The sequence below is a fragment of the Nocardia sp. MH4 genome, from assembly GCF_019266065.1.
Lineage (GTDB): Bacteria > Actinomycetota > Actinomycetes > Mycobacteriales > Mycobacteriaceae > Nocardia > Nocardia canadensis.
In genome coordinates this window covers 22,738-39,209 of the sequence record NZ_LPNR01000069.1, presented here as the reverse complement: position 1 = coordinate 39,209, position 16,472 = coordinate 22,738, and the positions used below count along the sequence as shown (strand labels likewise).

The following is a 16,472-nucleotide window of genomic DNA, read 5'->3' as shown; positions in this document are numbered from 1 at the left end:
GCCGCCCGCTGCTCGGCCGACGCCGTCGCTGGCTGCTCGACCTGCGACGCCGACGGGCCGGCGTCCTCGGAACCACCGCGCGGCCACAGCGCCACCGCCGCGGCGACGACCAGGATCAGCGCGGCCAGCGCCCAGCGGAAGGCGGGCCGCCGCACCGGCGACGGTTCGGCGGGATCACTCACAGGCCGACCATATCGAGCAGATGTTCGCGCTCAGGACCCTTGACCAGTTCGGCCGCCGCCACCGGATCGGTCGGCCCGATCCCGAACGACGGGCAGTCGTTGGCGAGGACACAGGCGCCGCAAGCGGGCTTACGCGCATGACACACCCGGCGACCGTGAAAGATCACCCGATGCGAGAGCATCGTCCACTCCTTGCGCTCGATCAGCTCGCCGACCGCGTGTTCGACCTTGACCGGATCCTCGTCCTCGGTCCACTTCCAGCGCCGCACCAGCCTGCCGAAGTGGGTGTCGACGGTGATTCCGGGCACATCGAAGGCATTGCCGAGGATGACGTTCGCAGTCTTGCGTCCGATGCCCGGCAGCTTCACCAGTTCCGGCAGGGTGTGAGGCAATTCACCGTCGAATTCGCTGACCAGCGCCTGCCCGAGCCCGATCAGCGAACTGGTCTTGTTCCGGTAGAAGCCCGTCGGCCGGATGTATTCCTCCAGCTCGGCCCGGTTGGCCTCGGCGTAGTCGCGCGCGCTGCGGTACTTCGCGAACAGCGCGGGAGTGGTGAGGTTCACGCGGACGTCGGTGCACTGGGCCGACAGGATCGTCGCGACGGCCAGCTCCAGCGGCGTGGTGAAATCCAGCTCGCAGTGCGCGTCGGGAAAGGCCGCACCGAGGGTGCGGTTCATCCGACGTGCCCGGCGGACGAGTCCGATCCGCGTTTCCGCAGCTATCGCACGGTTCTTGCGCTTACGCGCCGCGGAGATGCCGGTGGGCGCCGCAGCCGTTTCGGCGTCGCCGGCGGGCGCGGTGGAGGGGGAAACGGGCACCTGTCCACCATACGTAACCGCTACGACAACATTGGGCGGTCAGTTTGCCGCCTGTGTTCCATCTGAGACCTGGACCGTGTTTACTGCCTGTCATGCAAGGACTCGCTGTGGTGCTCTTCCCAGTGCTGTTGATGCTGTTCGCGCTGGGGATGGAGCGGGTCGAGAATCGGCTCCGAAAGCTTCTCGAACCCGACGAAGAGGTTCAGCAGTACCTGGACAACGCCAGCAACGCCGAAGTGAAAGAGCTGACGAAGCTCGGCCTCCCCGCCGCGGTCGCGCGGATGCGCAAGCGCCGCTCACGGACCGCCGAAATGGACGTCGCTCGGGCCAGCTGATCGTCGCTCCGCCGCGGGCACAACCCCCCGTTCACACTCCGCGCACAGTGCGCAATCCACTCTTTACGTGGTGTCTGTCACTGTGCTGCCGCGAGGCCGCGTAGACTGCGCTGTTGGTCGATTCGCTCGACCAGGTTCGCAAGCCATATCCCATAAGGAGCACATTCGTGGACGAGGCCCTCGCCAGAGCAGGCATCTTCCAAGGCGTCGAGCCCACCGCGGTGGCCGCGCTCGCCAAGCAGCTGCAGCCCGTAGATTTTCCGCGCGGCCACGTCATCTTCAACGAGGGCGAACCCGGCGATCGGCTGTACATCATCACCTCGGGCAAGGTGAAGATCGGTCGTCGGTCCCCCGACGGCCGGGAAAACCTGCTGACCATCATGGGTCCGTCCGACATGTTCGGTGAACTGTCGATCTTCGACCCGGGCCCGCGTACCTCGACCGCCACCACGGTCACCGAGGTCCGCGCGGTGACGATGGACCGTGACGCGCTCAAGGCGTGGATCGATCAGCGTCCCGAGATCGCCGAGCAGCTGCTGCGCGTGTTGGCCCGACGTCTTCGCCGCACCAACAACAACCTCGCCGATCTGATCTTCACCGACGTGCCCGGTCGCGTCGCCAAGGCGTTGCTGCAGCTCGCTCAGCGTTTCGGCACCCAGGAAGCGGGCGCGCTGCGCGTGACCCACGACCTCACCCAGGAAGAGATCGCCCAGCTGGTCGGCGCCTCCCGTGAAACCGTGAACAAGGCCCTGGCCGACTTCGCGCATCGCGGCTGGCTGCGACTCGAGGGCAAGAGCGTCCTGATCTCGGACTCCGAGCGGCTCGCACGTCGCGCTCGCTGATCGAGTAGTTCGACGACGTCTCGGCACGCCGGGACCACCGGTGCGGCTCCGCAGGAAGAGGGCCTCGTCCGCACCAGGGTGGTTCCGGCGTGCCGTCGTCGTTTCAGCGGGTGCGCCGGACAGGCCGCAGGCCGACGTGCCGAACGGCGCACGTCGGCTCCCGGGCCGGGCTCAGGCCCCGCGTTCGGCCCGCAGATATTCCAGCTGTGCCTTCACCGAGCTGCGCGCGGCGGGCCACAGTCGTTTGTCCACGTCGGCGTACACCTTGCGGACGACCTCGAAAGCGCCCGCGTCCTGGCCCAGTTCGACCAGGGCCGCCCGGATCTGATCGAGCCGCTCACGCCGGTGGTTCAGGTAGTACTGCACCACCGGAGCCGCGTCGGGATGATCGGGACCGTGCGCGGGCAGCAGTGCCCGGCCCGCGCCGTGGTGCCGCAGCAGTTCCAGCGACCGCAGGAAATCGGCCAGCGCGCCCGAGGACGAGGCGAGCACCGTGGTGCCCTGCCCGAGCACCGTGTCACCGGTGATGATCGCGTCGTCGAGCACGAAACTCACCGAGTCGCCGGTGTGGCCCGGGGTGGCGAGCACCGAGATCCGCACACCGGCCGCCTCGATCAGCTCGCCGTCGACGAGCGGGGTCACCTCGCCGCGCAGATGCTCGGTCTCCACCGACCGCACCGGCGTCCCGGTGGCTTTCACCAGGTGATCGATGCCGCCGGTGTGGTCGTGGTGGTGATGGGTGATCAGGGTCAGCGCGACCCGGCCACCGGTGGCCGCGACGATCGCGGCCGTGTGCTTCTTGTCCTTCGGACCTGGATCGACGACCACGTAGTCGTCGCTGCCGGGGGCGCGCAGCAGCCAGGTGTTGGTCCCGTCGAGCGTCATCTGCGACGGATTGTCCGCCAGCAACACCGATGCCGTCGGCGTGACCGCCCTGACCTGGCCGTACGCGGGGTGTTCCAGTGCCATGACGGCTGCCTATCCGACTGCTCGGTCCAACTCGACGATCAATTCCACCTCGACGGGAGTGTTCTTCGGCAGCTCCGAGACACCCACCGCGGAGCGCGCATGCACGCCCGCCTCGCCGAACACCTCGCCGAGGAACTCCGAGGCGCCGTTGATGACGATCGGCTGATCGGTGAATCCCGGTGCGGAGTTGACGAACCCGACGACCTTCACGATCCGCACCACCCGGTCGAGCCCGACCAGATCGTGCACCGCGGCCAGCGCGTTCAGCGCGCACAGCCGCGCGGCCTCCTTGGCCTGCTCCACATCGACGTCCGCGCCGACCTTGCCGACCGACGACAGCTCACCGTCAACAAAGGGCAGCTGGCCGGAGGTGTAGACCAGCGAACCGGTGCGCACGGCCGGGATGTAGGCCGCGACGGGAGCGGCGACCGGCGGCAGGGTGACCCCGAGCCGATCGAGCGCGTCCTTCCACGCGGTGGCCACGGCTACTTCTGCCGCTTCAGGTAGGCGACGTGCTGCTCGCCGGTCGGTCCGGGCAGCACCGTGACCAGCTCCCAGCCGTCGGCGCCCCACTGGTCGAGGATCTGCTTGGTCGCGTGCGTCAACAGCGGCACGGTCGCGTACTCCCACAGGGTGACTTCACTCATGGTGTGAGTTTAGGGCGCACCCCGACCACGGCCGAGAAACGGGTTATAGGCTCGGCCACGTGGGAGCACCAACAGCAGAGCCGGTTTCGTCGGTTCCCGAACCGTCGACCGGATGGCCACAGCGCGCGGCCACCGCCCGCTTGCACTACGTCACCGGCAAGGGAGGCACCGGCAAGTCGACCGTTTCGGCCGCACTCGCGCTCGCCCTGGCCGCAGGGGGACGCAAAGTGCTGTTGGTCGAGGTGGAGAGCCGTCAGTCCATCGCGCAGTTGTTCGACCGGCCGCCGCTGCCGCCTACCGAGACCCAGATCGCCAGCGCCGACGGCGGCGGCGAGGTGTTCGCGCTCGCCCTCGACATCGAGCACGCGTTCCTGGAATACCTCGACATGTTCTACAACCTCGGCTTCGCCGGCCGGGCGATGCGGCGGATGGGCGCGATCGAGTTCGTCACCACCATCGCTCCCGGTCTGCGCGATGTGATCCTCACCGGCAAGATCAAGGAATGCGCGGTGCGCGCCGACAAGAACGGCAAGCCCGCCTACGACGACATCGTCGTCGACGCCCCGCCGACCGGCCGGATCGCGAGCTTCCTCGATGTCACCCAGGCCATGGCCGAGATCGCCAAGGGCGGCCCGATCGCCTCGCAGGCCGAGGGCGTGTCCAAGCTGCTGCATTCGGACCAGACGATGATCCACCTGGTCACCCTGCTCGAGGCGCTGCCGGTGCAGGAGACCGCCGACGCGGTCGCCGAGCTGGCGGCCAACGACTTGCGGATCGGGACGGTGATCGTCAACCGGGCGGCCGAATCCCGGCTCACCGCCGTCGATCGTGAGCTGGCCGTGCGCGGCGAGCTCGACACCACCGACATCGCCGCCAGTCTGGCGAAGGCCGGAATCACCCTGCCCGACGAGGATTTCGCCGGTTTGCTCACCGAGACCGTCGACCACGCCGTCATGCTGACCGCCCAGGACGAGAGCGCCGCCGAACTGGCGCGCGTGGACGTCCCCCAGCTGCACCTGCCCGACCTCGGCGAGGGCATGGACCTGGGCGGACTCTACGAACTGGCAGAACAGCTATCGGCGCAGGGAGTGCGATGAGCGAGCAAGTGACCACCACGCCCCCGCTGGACGTCTCCCGGATCATCGCCGATCCGACGGCCCGCGTGATCGTCTGCTGCGGTTCCGGCGGCGTCGGCAAGACCACGACCGCCGCCTCGATCGCGCTGCGGGCCGCGGAGGCGGGCCGCAAGGTCGTGGTGCTCACCATCGATCCGGCGCGCAGGCTCGCGCAGTCGCTGGGTGTGGCCGAGCTGGACAACACCCCGCAGCGCGTCGATCTGGGGCCCGAGGTCCCCGGTGAACTGCACGCGATGATGCTGAACATGCGCCGCACCTTCGACGACATGGTGCTCGAGCACACCAGCGCCGAGAAGGCCGAGCAGATCTTCGCCAACCCGATCTATCAGACGGTGGCCTCGTCCTTCGGCGGCACGCAGGAGTACATGGCGATGGAGAAGCTCGGTCAGCTGGCCGGGCACAAGGAGTGGGACCTGATCGTGGTCGACACTCCGCCCTCGCGCAACGCGCTGGACTTCCTGGACGCGCCCAAACGGCTCGGCACCTTCCTCAACGGCAAGATGATCCGGCTGATCATGGCGCCGGGCCGGGGCGTCGGCCGGTTCGTCACCGGGGCGATGAGCCTGGCGATGCGCGGTGTGTCGACGATCGTCGGCGGCCAGATGCTCAAGGACGCCTCGACATTCCTGCAGTCGCTGGAATCGCTGTTCGGCGGTTTCCAGGACCGGGCCGAGCGCACCTTCGCGATGCTGTCCAAGCCGGGCACGCACTTCCTCGTGGTCGCCGCGCCCGAGCCCGACGCGCTGCGCGAGGCGTCGTTCTTCGTCGACCGGCTGTCCACCGAGCAGATGCCGCTGGCCGGCCTCGTGCTCAACCGGACGCACCCCGCGCTGTCGGGGCTGCCGGCCGATCACGCACTGACCGCCGCCGACCAGCTCGCGGAGACGGACCCGCTCGCCGCGTCGGTGCTGCGCATCCACGCCGAGCGGGTGGCGACGGCGAAGCGGGAACAGCGGTTGCTGCATCGCTTCACCGGCGCCCATCCGCGGGTCCCGATCGTTTCGGTCACCGCGCTGCCGTTCGAGGTCTCCGACCTGGAGGCTTTGCGCGCGGTCGGCGACCAGTTGGCGGGCAAACCCGCCGCGGTCTGAGCCGACCTGCCCGAATCCAGAGCTCGATTCAGACATATCGGCTATAGCTCACAGTCTCGTAACATCCGCCAACGGCGCCGATTCCGCAAACTCCGCGGTCTCGGCGCCGTTTGTGATAACGCTGCGGTCTCGCCTGCTAGATCGCCACCTGATGCTGGCGCTGGGCCTGGAAGAAGTCGGCCCACGACGTCACATCGGGATGCTGCTTGAGCAACGCGCGTCGCTGTCGCTCGGTCATCCCGCCCCACACTCCGAACTCCACCCGGTTGTCCAGCGCATCGGCACCACACTGCATCAACACGGGGCAATGGCGGCAGATCGTCGCCGCCTTGCGCTGCGCCGCACCACGAACGAACAGCTGATCAGGGTCCACTTCCTTGCATCGCGCCTGGGCAACCCAAGCGATCCTTGCCTCGGCCTGCTCTACATCCAGTCGAGCGATGGGGGTTGTGATGTGCATTTGATGTGCCCCTTTGCAGTCCGAACACCGTTGTGCGGCGCTCCAGAATCGCGAGCGCGGATCACAGCAACCCAACTACCGCTGCGGTCCGCACCACATTCCACTTTGAGTGTTAGCTCTATCACACTGGGTTCTCAATCTAGGTAAAGGTATGGCGGTTACGCAAGACCGCTCCCCGATTTTTTGGTACGGCCGTCCATTCAAATCAGGGATCCGACCGGGCAGTCCTGCTGTTCACCGGCGTGGCCGGGCGCGACACGCCGATGTGATCATTTTGTTGACACGCCCGAGCAACCCCCCTGGCACCGACCGGACATCCCCTGTCGAGCAGCACAGCCGTGAACACCGCCACCCCACCCTTTAGGCTGGGCTGGTGCCGATCACTCAAACGCTCGCGAGGCTGGCCGGCAGCTGCGCGCTGGCCTCCGTGCTAGTCGCCGGGCTGTTGTTCCCCTTGGCCGGTGGATTCGGGTTCATCTCCAACCGAGCCGCCGATGCCGTCGACAACGTCTCAGCCGAACTGGTGGAAGGCACGGTCCCGGCCGTCTCGACCATGGTCGACGCGAACGGCGCACCCATCGCCTGGCTCTACGAGCAGCGACGCTTCGAGGTGCCGAGCGATCGCATCTCCAACAACATGAAGCTGGCGATCGTGTCCATCGAGGACAAGCGCTTCGCCGACCACAAGGGCGTCGACTGGCAGGGCACGCTGCGCGCGTTCCTCACCAACACCTCCTCCGGCGAGGTGCAGCAGGGCGCGTCGACGCTGGACCAGCAGTACGTGAAGAACTTCAACCTGCTCGTCGTCGCGAAGACCGACCAGGAACGCCGCGCCGCGATCGAGACCACCCCGGCGCGCAAGCTGCGCGAGATCCGGATGGCGCTCACGCTCGACCGCGAGCTGAGCAAGGACGAGATCCTCACCCGCTACCTGAACCTGGTGCCCTTCGGCAACGGCTCCTACGGCGTCCAGGACGCCGCCCAGACCTACTTCGGCATCGACGCCGCCGACCTCAACGTCACCCAGTCGGCGATGCTCGCGGGCATGGTGCAGTCCAGCTCCAAGCTGAACCCGTACACCAACGTCCAGGGCGTCACCGATCGCCGCAACACGGTGCTCGACACGCTCATCCAGAACATCCCCAACCGCGCGGAGGAGTTCCGCAAGGCCAAGTCCGAACCGCTCGGCGTGCTGCCCGAGCCGAAGGGCCTGCCGCGCGGCTGCATCGCCGCCCACGACAAGGGCTTCTTCTGTGACTACGCGCTGCAGTACCTGGCCGAGTCGGGCATCAGCCGCGAGCAGATCGACAAGGGCGGCTACCTGATCAAGACCACCCTCGATCCGGTCCTGCAGGAATCGGTCAAGCGGTCGGTGAACGAGCAGGCCGACCCCAACCTCGACAACATCGCCGAGGTCATGTCGGTGATCGCCCCTGGGCAGGATTCGCACCCCGTCCTGGCGATGGCGTCGAGCCGCACCTATGGCCTGGACCGCGACGCCAACGAGACGCTGCTCGGCCAGCCGTACTCGATGGCCGGTGACGGCGCGGGCTCGATCTTCAAGCTGTTCACCACCGCCGCCGCGATGGAGAAGGGCCTCGGCATCGCCGCCCAGGTGGACGTGCCGGGCACCTACGCCGCCAAGGGCATGGGTTACTCGAACTCGCCGGGCTGCCCCGCGGACTCCTGGTGCGTCAAGAACGCGGGCAACTACCCCGGGTCGATGTCGTTGACCGACGCGCTCGCGACCTCGCCCAACACCGCCTTCGTGAAGATGATCCAGGACGTCGGCGTCGCCTCCGCGGTGGACATGGCCGTCCGCCTCGGCATGCGGTCCTACACCGATCCGGGCACCTCCGGGCACGGCAACACGAGCCTGGCCGACCACATCAAGAACAACAACATGGGCTCGTTCACCCTCGGCCCGTTCGCGATCAACCCGCTGGAACTGTCGAATGTCGCCGCCACGATCGGCTCGGCGGGCAAGTGGTGCCCGCCCTCGCCCATCAAGGAGGTCACCGACCGCACCGGCAAGCCCGTCCCGCTCACCCAGCAGGCGTGCGAGCAGGTCGTCGACCCCGGGCTGGCCAACACCCTCGCCAACGCGATGAGCAAGGACGACGTCAGCGGCACCGCCGCAGGCGCGGCGCGGGCCGCAGGCTGGGCGGCGCCGATGTCGGGCAAGACGGGCACCACCGAGAGCCACCGCTCCTCGGCGTTCCTCGGCTTCACCAACTCGCTGGCGTCGTCGGTCTACGTCTACGGCGACAGCCCGACCCCCGGCGAGATCTGCTCGTTCCCGCTGCGCAACTGCGGCGCCAGCAATGCCGCGGGCCTGTTCGGTGGTAACGAACCGGCGCGCACCTGGTTCAACGCCATCAAGCCGGTCATGGACCGGTTCCCGCCGCCCGCCCTGCCGCCGGTGGACGACAAGTACGTCCGCGGCGCGAACAACTCCCAGGTTCCGGACGTGGCGGGCAAGTCGCAGGGCGAGGCGACCTCGATCCTGTCCGGCGCCGGTTTCCAGGTCTCGGCGGTGACCAGTCCCGGCTCGCAGGCCAAGGGCACCGTGATGGGCAGTTCGCCGAACGGCTCGGCGATTCCGGGCTCGGTCGTCACGATCTACATCAGTGACGGCTCGGTCCGCGTGCCCGCGCCGACCACGCCGCCGCCCGCGGCGCCCGCGCCCGCGCTGCCCGGTCTCCCGCAGATCCCGCGTCTGCCACCGATCCCGATTCCGGTGCCGCGCTAGCAACGACACAGGGCCGCCGTCCTCGAAGGACGGCGGCCCTGTTCGTCGGCCAGGCAGGTCAGAGCCGGGCTTTGACCGCCGCGGACAGCCGCGAACCGTCGGCCTTGCCCTCGGCGAGCGCGGTGGCCACCTTCATGACCTGACCCATCTGCTTCATTCCGGGCCGTTCGCCGATCGCCTCGGCGACCTGGGCGATCGCGGTGTCGGCGACCTGGGCGACCTCGGCCTCGGTCAGCTGCCGGGGCAGGTACTGCTCGATGACCTCTTCCTCGGCACGCTCGTTGGCGGCCAGTTCGCCACGCCCGTTCTGCTCGTAGATCACCGCCGACTCGTTGCGCTTCTTGGCTTCCTTCTGCAGCACGGCGACGACCTCGGCATCGGAGAGTTCCTTCGCCTGCGCTCCCGAGACCTCGGCGTTCTGGATCGCGGCGAGCAGCATCCGCAGGGTCGACAGACGCAGAGTGTCCTTGGCTTTCATCGCGGCGGTCATATCCGCGCGCAGTTGCGATTTCAGTTCCGACATGCGCCTCACGCTAGCTGTTCACCTCGCGGAGTCCCATCACATTTTCATCGCAACGCAAACATTCCGCGCCGGGGCGCGGTTCTCGGCCCTGTAACCCCGATTCTTCCCTCCTCCGGGCACTCCTTCGTCGCATCCTCCGGTCGGTCCAGAATCGGGGGCGGGCCGAGAATTCTTATCACTTGTGCGGAAACACACGCGCCGTTCCGGGAGGGGGTCGCCTATGCTGGGCAAATGCCCGTTATCTCGACGTCCGCTGTCCGCCGAACCGCGTTGGGAGCCGCCGGGGCCGCCGTCGCCGGTATCGGCTACGCCACGCTGATCGAACGGAACGCGTTCGTCCTGCGCGAAGCCACGATGCCGGTCCTCACGCCCGGCTCGCCGACGCTGCGAATTCTGCACGTCAGCGACCTGCACATGATGCCGGGCCAACAGCTCAAACAGCAGTGGCTGCGCGAACTCGACCGGCTCGAACCCGACCTGGTCGTGAATACCGGCGACAATCTTTCGCACCCCAAGGCCGTGCCCGCCGTCGTGCAATCACTCGGTGCGCTGCTGGCCCGTCCCGGTCTGTTCGTGTTCGGTTCGAACGACTATTTCGCGCCGGTGCCGAAGAATCCGCTGAAGTATTTCAAGAAGGATCATCGCCGCGTTTACGGCGACCCGCTGCCCTGGCAGGATCTGCGCGCGGCGTTCACCGAGCGCGGCTGGCTGGACCTGACCCACACCCGTCGCGACCTCGAGGTGGCGGGCATCCGCATCGCGAGCGCGGGCGTCGACGATCCGCATCTGCAGCGCGATCGCTACGACACCGTCGCGGGCGCGCCCAACCAGCTCGCGCAGCTGAGCATCGGCGTCACTCACTCGCCCGAGCCCCGGGTGCTCGACCGTTTCGCCGAGGACGGCTACGACCTCGTGCTGGCCGGTCACACGCACGGTGGGCAGCTGGTCGTGCCCGGTTACGGCGCGCTGGTGACCAACTGCGGCATCGACAAGTCCCGGGTGAAGGGCGCCTCGCAATGGGGCGAGCACACCCAGCTGCACGTCTCGGCGGGCATCGGCACCTCGCCGTGGGCGCCCTACCGGTTCTGCTGCCGCCCGGAGGCCACCCTGTTGACGCTGGTCGGTGCCCCGCCGAAGCGGCCCTCGGCCGACACCGGCTACGGCATCTCGGCATCGGAGGCCGTCGCCCGCTAGGGTTGCGCCCCGAACGACGTTTGTCAGTAGGGGATGACAGTGAGCAGTGGATCCGACGACCGGCGCAACGACCCGACCGTATTCGGCGGCTCCGGTGCACCCGACCCAGCAGACGCGCAGTGGCAGCGTCCCGGTGCGGTGAACCCACCCCCGGGCGCGCCGACGCCGTCGGATCCCCCTGCGGGACAACCCAACCCCGACCCCACCACGGTCTGGACCCCCGGCAGCACGGGCCTCCCGCCCACCCTGCGCTGGGACGGCTCCGGCCCACCACCCCCGCTGCCCGATCCGACCCAGTGGACCCCGGCAGGCCCCCAACAATGGGACAATTCGCCCACCGGCCAGGCCGAGCCGCCCCAGTGGGGGACTCCGTCGGCACCCTGGCCCGGCGCCAATCCTCCTGCCGGACAACCTGGTTCCCCGCAGCCGTGGCAGCAACCAGGCCAGGCCGACGCCACCCAACTGCGCAACCCCGCCGAACCCGCGCCATGGCCCGGCGGTAATCCACCGGCCGCGCAGCCCGGGCAGGCGGACCCGACCCAGCTGGGGAATCCAGCGGTGGCATGGCCCGGAGCGAATCCTCCTGCCGGACAGCCCAGCTCACCCCAACCAGGGCAAGCCGACCCCACCCAGTTGCGCGGCCCCGCCGCACCCTGGCCGGACGCGTACCCCGGGCAGGCCGACGCGACCCAGTTGCGCACTCCGAACGCGGGGTGGCCCGGCTCGAATCCGCCCGGAGACCAGCAGTGGGGTGTGCCCGCGGGGCAGCCGCAGTGGGGCGCCTCGAACCAGCAATGGAATCCGGCTGTGGGGCAGCCGAATCCAGCCCAGCCGTGGGGACAGCCGCAGCAGCAGTACGGTGAGGTCCCGCCGCTCGAGCAGTTCGGCAACCAGCCCTACGGACAGCCGCCCTACGGACAGCCGGGCCGAAAGTCCGGCAGCAAGGCCGTGGTCTGGGTGGCGGCCGGGGTCGCCGCACTGCTGCTGGCCGGCGGCGCCATCACCGCCTTCGCGCTGACCCGTGGCGACGGCGACCCGACCACCACCGCGAGCGGCAGCACCACCCCGTCGATGGTCAGCGCCCTCACCACCACCGGCGCACCGCCGCCGACCAGCAAGTCGAAGCCCAGCTCCACCACCCCGTCCCCCTCCGGCGCCGCGGGCAACCGCACGCCGCTCATCGCCGGCTACCAGGTGGTGGCCTCCCCCGACCGGGGCGCGGCCTACGACGTCCCGCCGAGCTGGAAGGTCGCCACGGAGACGACCATCGGCGGCGTCGGCGAGCCCCCGGGCGACACTGTCATCGGCAAGGGCTACGCCACCGACGGCCGCGACTACTGCCCCGGCTCCACCCGCACCATGTCGCTGCTCACCGGCTCCAAGCAGGCCGACCACGCCGCGGCGGGCGCCGAGCTCGGCACCAAGGCCGCGCCCCTGGCCTACTCGGGCGCCACCGGCACCCCCGGTCCGGCCCAGCCGCTGAAGTCGATCGACGGCAAGACCGAGGGCATGTTCACCGAGACCACCGGCACCGTCCCCACGCCCAAGCCCGGCTGCGCGTCCACCTTCTCCATCTACACCTACGCGTTCAAAGGCTCGAAGGACGGCAGCTTCGTCATGGTCATGATCGCCGACACCGGCGTCCCCGACGCCATCGACGCCGCCACCGCCAAGCGCATCTTCAGCTCCGTCCGAGCCCTCAACTAGCCCCCTGACCAGCCGGTTTAACAATCCCCGCCACCTCGTTGTAAGCTACTTCAGGTTCGCCTCACGGGGTGTGGCGCAGCTTGGTAGCGCGCTTCGTTCGGGACGAAGAGGTCGCAGGTTCAAATCCTGTCACCCCGACGTGTTGGTTGAGACACAGAAGAGCCCCTGATCAGTTCGCTGGTCAGGGGCTCCTCGTATTTCCGGACCATTCTCCCGGTACTCGGCCGGAAAGGGCTCCGCCACCGCGGAAGCGATCGCCCACCCGTCGGGTCGGATCAGTGGTGCTCGCGGCGGGTGGGTCGAGGGACGGACGCACCGCGGAGCAGGGGTTCTTCGTAGGTCGGGGGTGTTTCGCGGTCGAGGGGGTTGGGCCACCAGACGGTGATGGCGATGACCGAGAACAGGCCGAGGATGAGGGCCAGGATGGCGGCGGAGGTGTTCATGGGACGCCCTTCCGGGGTGAGCGGAGTGGGAGCGCGACGGCGGGCTCGCAGCAAAGACTGCGCGCGAACTGTGTCACCGGAGGTTCCCTGCGTGTTCGAAAGTGGTTGAGAAGTGCTCTCCACGCGGACGCGCCCGTGGTGAGACGGGCGGTGTGAGGACCCGATAACCTGCCGCTTACTTTCTGTCACTTGATAGAAATTCCCGGTCGATAGCGTATACACCCATGTCGACAAGGGTGGATGCACCGGATGACGGCGCGAGCAGACCGCTGCGCGACGTCGTGTACTCGACGCTGCGCGCGGAGTTGATGAACGGCGACATCCGCTTCGGCGAGCGCCTCACCGAGCCGAAGCTGTCGACCAGATTCGGCATCTCCCGTACGCCGGTGCGCGAGGCGCTGACCATGCTGTGCTCGGACGGCCTGCTGGAGCGCGAGGAGTTCGGGTTCAGCCCGGTCCGGCCGAGCGTGGCCCGCATCCGCGACCTGTACGAACTGCGGCTGACGCTGGAACTGGGCGGGATGACCCGAGTGCGCACCGACCCCGCGCTCACCCACGACGAGCGGCTGCTGCGCGCCGAGCAGCAACGCTGGCTGGCCCTCCAGGCCGACCCGCCCGCCCAGGAACCGGGATTCGTCGTGGTCGACGAGGAATTCCACGTCGCCCTGCTGACCGCGGCGGGCAACACCGAGATGGTGCGCGCGCTGATCGCGGTGAACTCCCGCATCCGCCATGTGCGCATGTACGACTTCATGATCAACAACCGCATCGAGACCACGATCAGCGAGCACCTCGGCATCCTCGACGCCGTCCTCGCAGGCGAGCTCGAGCTGGCCCAGCGGCTCCTGCACACCCACATCGGCGACTCGCTCGATGTCGTGCTCGACCGCATCTCGCGCGCCGTCGCCGCCATGTCCATGAGCGATTAAGGAGACCCGCCATGTCAGCAGGACTACTCGACACCGCGACACCGACCGCCAGGGTCGCCGCGGCCTACGCGCGGATCGCCGAGGTGGACCGTCCCGAGGTCTGGATCACGCTGCGCCCGGAAAGCGAACTCGCGGGTGAGGCAGTGGAACTGGAGCGCCGGATCGCCGCGGGCGAGCAACTGCCGCTGGCGGGCTCACTCCTCGCCGTGAAGGACAATGTCGACGTCGCGGGCCTGCCGACCACCGCGGCCTGCCCCGAATTCGCCTATCCGGCCGCCGAAACCGCCGTGGCGGTGGCGCGTCTGGTCGCGGCGGGCGCGCTGGTGCTCGGCAAGACGAACCTGGACCAGTTCGCCACCGGCTTGGTCGGCACCCGCAGCCCGTACGGCGCGGTCCGCAACGCCCGGTACCCCGAATTGATCTCCGGCGGTTCGAGTTCCGGCTCGGCGGCCGCGGTCGCCCTCGGCATCGCCGACCTCGCGATCGGCACCGACACCGCGGGCTCGGGCCGGGTACCCGCGGCGCTGCACGGCATCGTCGGCATCAAAGCCAGCCTGGGCGTGATCCCCGCGCACGGCGTCGTCCCCGCGTGCGCGGACTACGACGCGGTCACCGTCTTCGCCGCCGACCTGGACCTGGCCGTCACCGCCGCCAAGACCATGGCGGGCCCGGATGCCCGCGATCCGCGCAGCCGCGCCTGGCCCGCCGACGTGCGCCTGGCCGCCTCGCCCCAGCCGAAGGTGGCGATCCCCCGCCCCGACGATCTCGCGCCACTGAGCCCCGCCTACCGGCATGCCTTCACCGAAACCGTTGCCACGCTGCGCGATCAGGGTGTCGCGGTGCACGAGATCGACATCTCCCCGCTGCTGGACGCGGCCCGGCTGCTCTACGACGGCGCGATCGTCGCCGAGCGGTACGCGGCCGTAGGCGAGTTCGTCGACAAGGGCGCGCCGGGCCTCGACCCCACCGTGGCGGCCATCATCGGCGCCGCGAAGGGACTGGACGCACCGGCCTTCGCCACCGATCTCGACACCCTCGCCGGGGCCCGCGCCACCGCCACGGCCCTGCTGACCGGCTACGACGGCCTGCTGCTGCCGACCACCACCGAGCATCCATCGATCGCCGAGGTGGCCGCCGATCCCGTGGCCATCAACCGCAGGCTCGGCACCTACACCAACTTCTGCAACCTGCTCGACCTCGCCGCCGTCGCGGTCCCCGGCGCGCCGACGGCCGACGGCCTGCCGTTCGGCGTGATGGCGGTCGTCCCCGCCTTCGCCGACCAACTCGCCGTCGACCTGGCCGCCCGCCTCACCGGCACTCCGTCGCCGCTGCTGGTGGAAACCGGTGTGCCGCTGGCGGTTTTCGGCGCGCATCTGCGCGGACAGCCACTGCACTGGCAGCTCGAGCAGCTCGGCGCCCGGTTCGCCGGCCAGATCACCACCAGCGACGCCTACCGCCTGACCGCGCTCGACACGACGCCGCCCAAGCCCGGGCTGGTCCGCCACGGCGACGGCCTCGGCGCACCGATCCTGGGCGAGCTGTTCCTGGTCTCCCCCGGCGGCCTCGGCCGCTTCCTGGCCCAACTGCCGCCGCCGATGGCGCTGACCAGTATCGAGCTGTCCGACGGCCGCTCGGTGGTCGGCTTCGCGTGCAGCTACGACGCCGCCGTCGCCGCCACCGACATCACCGGTTACGGGGGCTGGGTGGCGTATCTGCGGGCTCGCTGACGGCGATCCCCAGCTCGGTGAGCAGGTCCGTCACGCGGCGGCCGATGTCGTCGCGGATGGGCCGCACCAGCTCCAGTTCCAGGCCGGCCGGGTCCTCGATGATCCATTCCGCGTAGCGCACGCCGGGCACCAGCGGACAGGTGTCGCCGCAGCCCATCGTGACGATCACGTCGGCGGCCCGGATGATCTCGTCGGTCCACGGCTTCGGATACTCGCGGGAGATGTCGATGCCCACTTCCGCCATCGCCGCCACCGCGGCCGGATTGAGCTGCTCACCCGGCACCGACCCGCCCGACCAGGCGACGGCGCGACCCAGCGCCAGCTCCTCGAAGAAGCCGAGCGCCATCTGCGACCGGCCCGCGTTGTGCGTGCACAGGAACAGCACCGTCGGGCGCGGTGTCGCGACCTTGCCTTCGACCTTGGCCAGCGCTTGGAGTCGCTGTCGGCCGAAACGTTCCGCCAGCAGCGGGAGATACAAAGTCACCGTCGCCCTGGCGGCGAAGTCGTCGTAGGAGGAGTGCAGGAAACGATGGATCGTCTCCAGCTCGAACATCGTCGCGAATTCTTCGCGCAGCCGTCCCTCGGCACGATCCAGCGCGTCTCGGTGCTCGGCGATTTCGACCACTCCCCAACCCTGACGGCGAACGCCGCCGAACGCAAACGACCGGGCCGGTCACCCCTCGATCAGACCGGCCCGGTCGGCGTACCCCGCGACAC

17 protein-coding genes, 1 tRNA gene and 1 pseudogene are annotated in these 16,472 nt (G+C 69.0%); 10 read left to right on the top strand and 9 right to left on the bottom strand.

Annotated elements, in window-relative coordinates; translation table 11 throughout:
• Window positions 1-182: pseudogene (locus tag ATM97_RS06255) on the bottom strand (TlpA family protein disulfide reductase); the annotation flags it as partial.
• Window positions 179-859: an endonuclease III gene (gene nth, locus ATM97_RS06250; protein ID WP_218716987.1), complete on the bottom strand. Its 681-nt coding sequence runs from the start codon at window positions 857-859 to the stop codon at window positions 179-181. The pseudogene ATM97_RS06255 and the gene nth, both read right to left, overlap by 4 nt.
• Window positions 860-1,092: 233 nt before the next feature.
• Between nth and ATM97_RS06245 the strand changes: the two genes are divergently transcribed.
• Both ATM97_RS06245 and ATM97_RS06240 read left to right on the top strand, forming a co-directional pair.
• On the top strand, window positions 1,093-1,335 hold the full coding sequence (locus ATM97_RS06245; protein WP_255587266.1) for a hypothetical protein: 243 nt from the start codon (window positions 1,093-1,095) through the stop codon (window positions 1,333-1,335).
• 167 nt (window positions 1,336-1,502) lie between these two features.
• Window positions 1,503-2,177 (top strand): Crp/Fnr family transcriptional regulator, encoded by a 675-nt coding sequence (locus ATM97_RS06240; RefSeq protein WP_019044571.1) that lies wholly within the window; start codon window positions 1,503-1,505, stop codon window positions 2,175-2,177.
• A 171-nt stretch (window positions 2,178-2,348) separates the two neighbouring features.
• On the opposite strand, the gene ATM97_RS06235 is transcribed toward ATM97_RS06240, so the two are convergent.
• Genes ATM97_RS06235 through ATM97_RS06225 form a run of 3 tightly spaced genes read right to left on the bottom strand, consistent with a single transcriptional unit; the run spans window position 2,349 to window position 3,793 of the window.
• Window positions 2,349-3,146 carry an MBL fold metallo-hydrolase gene (locus ATM97_RS06235; RefSeq protein ID WP_218716981.1) on the bottom strand — a complete coding sequence of 266 codons (798 nt, stop codon included), beginning with the start codon at window positions 3,144-3,146 and terminating at the stop codon, window positions 2,349-2,351.
• 9 nt (window positions 3,147-3,155) lie between these two features.
• The gene (locus ATM97_RS06230; protein WP_218716980.1) at window positions 3,156-3,629 is read right to left on the bottom strand and encodes a RidA family protein; all 474 of its coding nucleotides are present in this window, start codon (window positions 3,627-3,629) and stop codon (window positions 3,156-3,158) included.
• A 2-nt stretch (window positions 3,630-3,631) separates the two neighbouring features.
• On the bottom strand, window positions 3,632-3,793 hold the full coding sequence (locus ATM97_RS06225; protein ID WP_019044568.1) for a DUF4177 domain-containing protein: 162 nt from the start codon (window positions 3,791-3,793) through the stop codon (window positions 3,632-3,634).
• 59 nt (window positions 3,794-3,852) lie between these two features.
• Here ATM97_RS06225 and ATM97_RS06220 point away from each other — a divergent pair, with 59 nt between their 5' ends.
• Window positions 3,853-4,890: an ArsA-related P-loop ATPase gene (locus ATM97_RS06220; RefSeq protein WP_218716979.1), complete on the top strand. Its 1,038-nt coding sequence runs from the start codon at window positions 3,853-3,855 to the stop codon at window positions 4,888-4,890.
• Window positions 4,887-6,020, top strand: coding sequence for an ArsA family ATPase (locus ATM97_RS06215; protein WP_218716978.1), 1,134 nt, complete (start codon window positions 4,887-4,889; stop codon window positions 6,018-6,020). The genes ATM97_RS06220 and ATM97_RS06215 overlap by 4 nt, the downstream gene beginning before the upstream one ends.
• A 136-nt stretch (window positions 6,021-6,156) precedes the next feature.
• On the opposite strand, the gene ATM97_RS06210 is transcribed toward ATM97_RS06215, so the two are convergent.
• Window positions 6,157-6,480, bottom strand: coding sequence for a WhiB family transcriptional regulator (locus ATM97_RS06210; protein WP_019044565.1), 324 nt, complete (start codon window positions 6,478-6,480; stop codon window positions 6,157-6,159).
• A 373-nt stretch (window positions 6,481-6,853) separates the two neighbouring features.
• Here ATM97_RS06210 and ATM97_RS06205 point away from each other — a divergent pair, with 373 nt between their 5' ends.
• Window positions 6,854-9,232, top strand: a complete 2,379-nt coding sequence (locus ATM97_RS06205; protein ID WP_218716977.1) for a transglycosylase domain-containing protein — start codon at window positions 6,854-6,856, stop codon at window positions 9,230-9,232.
• A gap of 58 nt (window positions 9,233-9,290) precedes the next feature.
• On the opposite strand, the gene ATM97_RS06200 is transcribed toward ATM97_RS06205, so the two are convergent.
• A complete protein-coding gene (locus tag ATM97_RS06200; protein WP_218716976.1) occupies window positions 9,291-9,755 on the bottom strand; it encodes a GatB/YqeY domain-containing protein in 465 nt (154 codons plus the stop codon).
• 231 nt (window positions 9,756-9,986) lie between these two features.
• Between ATM97_RS06200 and ATM97_RS06195 the strand changes: the two genes are divergently transcribed.
• The 3 genes from ATM97_RS06195 (at window position 9,987) to ATM97_RS06185 (ending at window position 12,794) form a co-directional block, all read left to right on the top strand.
• Window positions 9,987-10,949, top strand: a complete 963-nt coding sequence (locus ATM97_RS06195) for a metallophosphoesterase (protein WP_218716975.1) — start codon at window positions 9,987-9,989, stop codon at window positions 10,947-10,949.
• A gap of 39 nt (window positions 10,950-10,988) precedes the next feature.
• Window positions 10,989-12,656 carry a hypothetical protein gene (locus ATM97_RS06190; RefSeq protein ID WP_218716974.1) on the top strand — a complete coding sequence of 556 codons (1,668 nt, stop codon included), beginning with the start codon at window positions 10,989-10,991 and terminating at the stop codon, window positions 12,654-12,656.
• Window positions 12,657-12,720: 64 nt separating this feature from the next.
• Window positions 12,721-12,794, top strand: a tRNA-Pro gene (locus ATM97_RS06185).
• A 137-nt stretch (window positions 12,795-12,931) separates the two neighbouring features.
• On the opposite strand, the gene ATM97_RS06180 is transcribed toward ATM97_RS06185, so the two are convergent.
• Window positions 12,932-13,099 (bottom strand): hypothetical protein, encoded by a 168-nt coding sequence (locus ATM97_RS06180; protein WP_218716973.1) that lies wholly within the window; start codon window positions 13,097-13,099, stop codon window positions 12,932-12,934.
• A 224-nt stretch (window positions 13,100-13,323) separates the two neighbouring features.
• Between ATM97_RS06180 and ATM97_RS06175 the strand changes: the two genes are divergently transcribed.
• Both ATM97_RS06175 and atzF read left to right on the top strand, forming a co-directional pair.
• Window positions 13,324-14,028: a GntR family transcriptional regulator gene (locus tag ATM97_RS06175; protein ID WP_218716972.1), complete on the top strand. Its 705-nt coding sequence runs from the start codon at window positions 13,324-13,326 to the stop codon at window positions 14,026-14,028.
• Between the two features lie 11 nt (window positions 14,029-14,039).
• Window positions 14,040-15,755, top strand: a complete 1,716-nt coding sequence (atzF, locus tag ATM97_RS06170) for an allophanate hydrolase (protein WP_218716971.1) — start codon at window positions 14,040-14,042, stop codon at window positions 15,753-15,755.
• Here the strand turns inward: atzF and ATM97_RS06165 are convergent.
• Window positions 15,712-16,380: an arsenate reductase ArsC gene (locus ATM97_RS06165; RefSeq protein WP_308248390.1), complete on the bottom strand. Its 669-nt coding sequence runs from the start codon at window positions 16,378-16,380 to the stop codon at window positions 15,712-15,714. The two genes, atzF and ATM97_RS06165, sit on opposite strands and share 44 nt — an antisense overlap.
• Window positions 16,381-16,472: the final 92 nt, after the last annotated feature.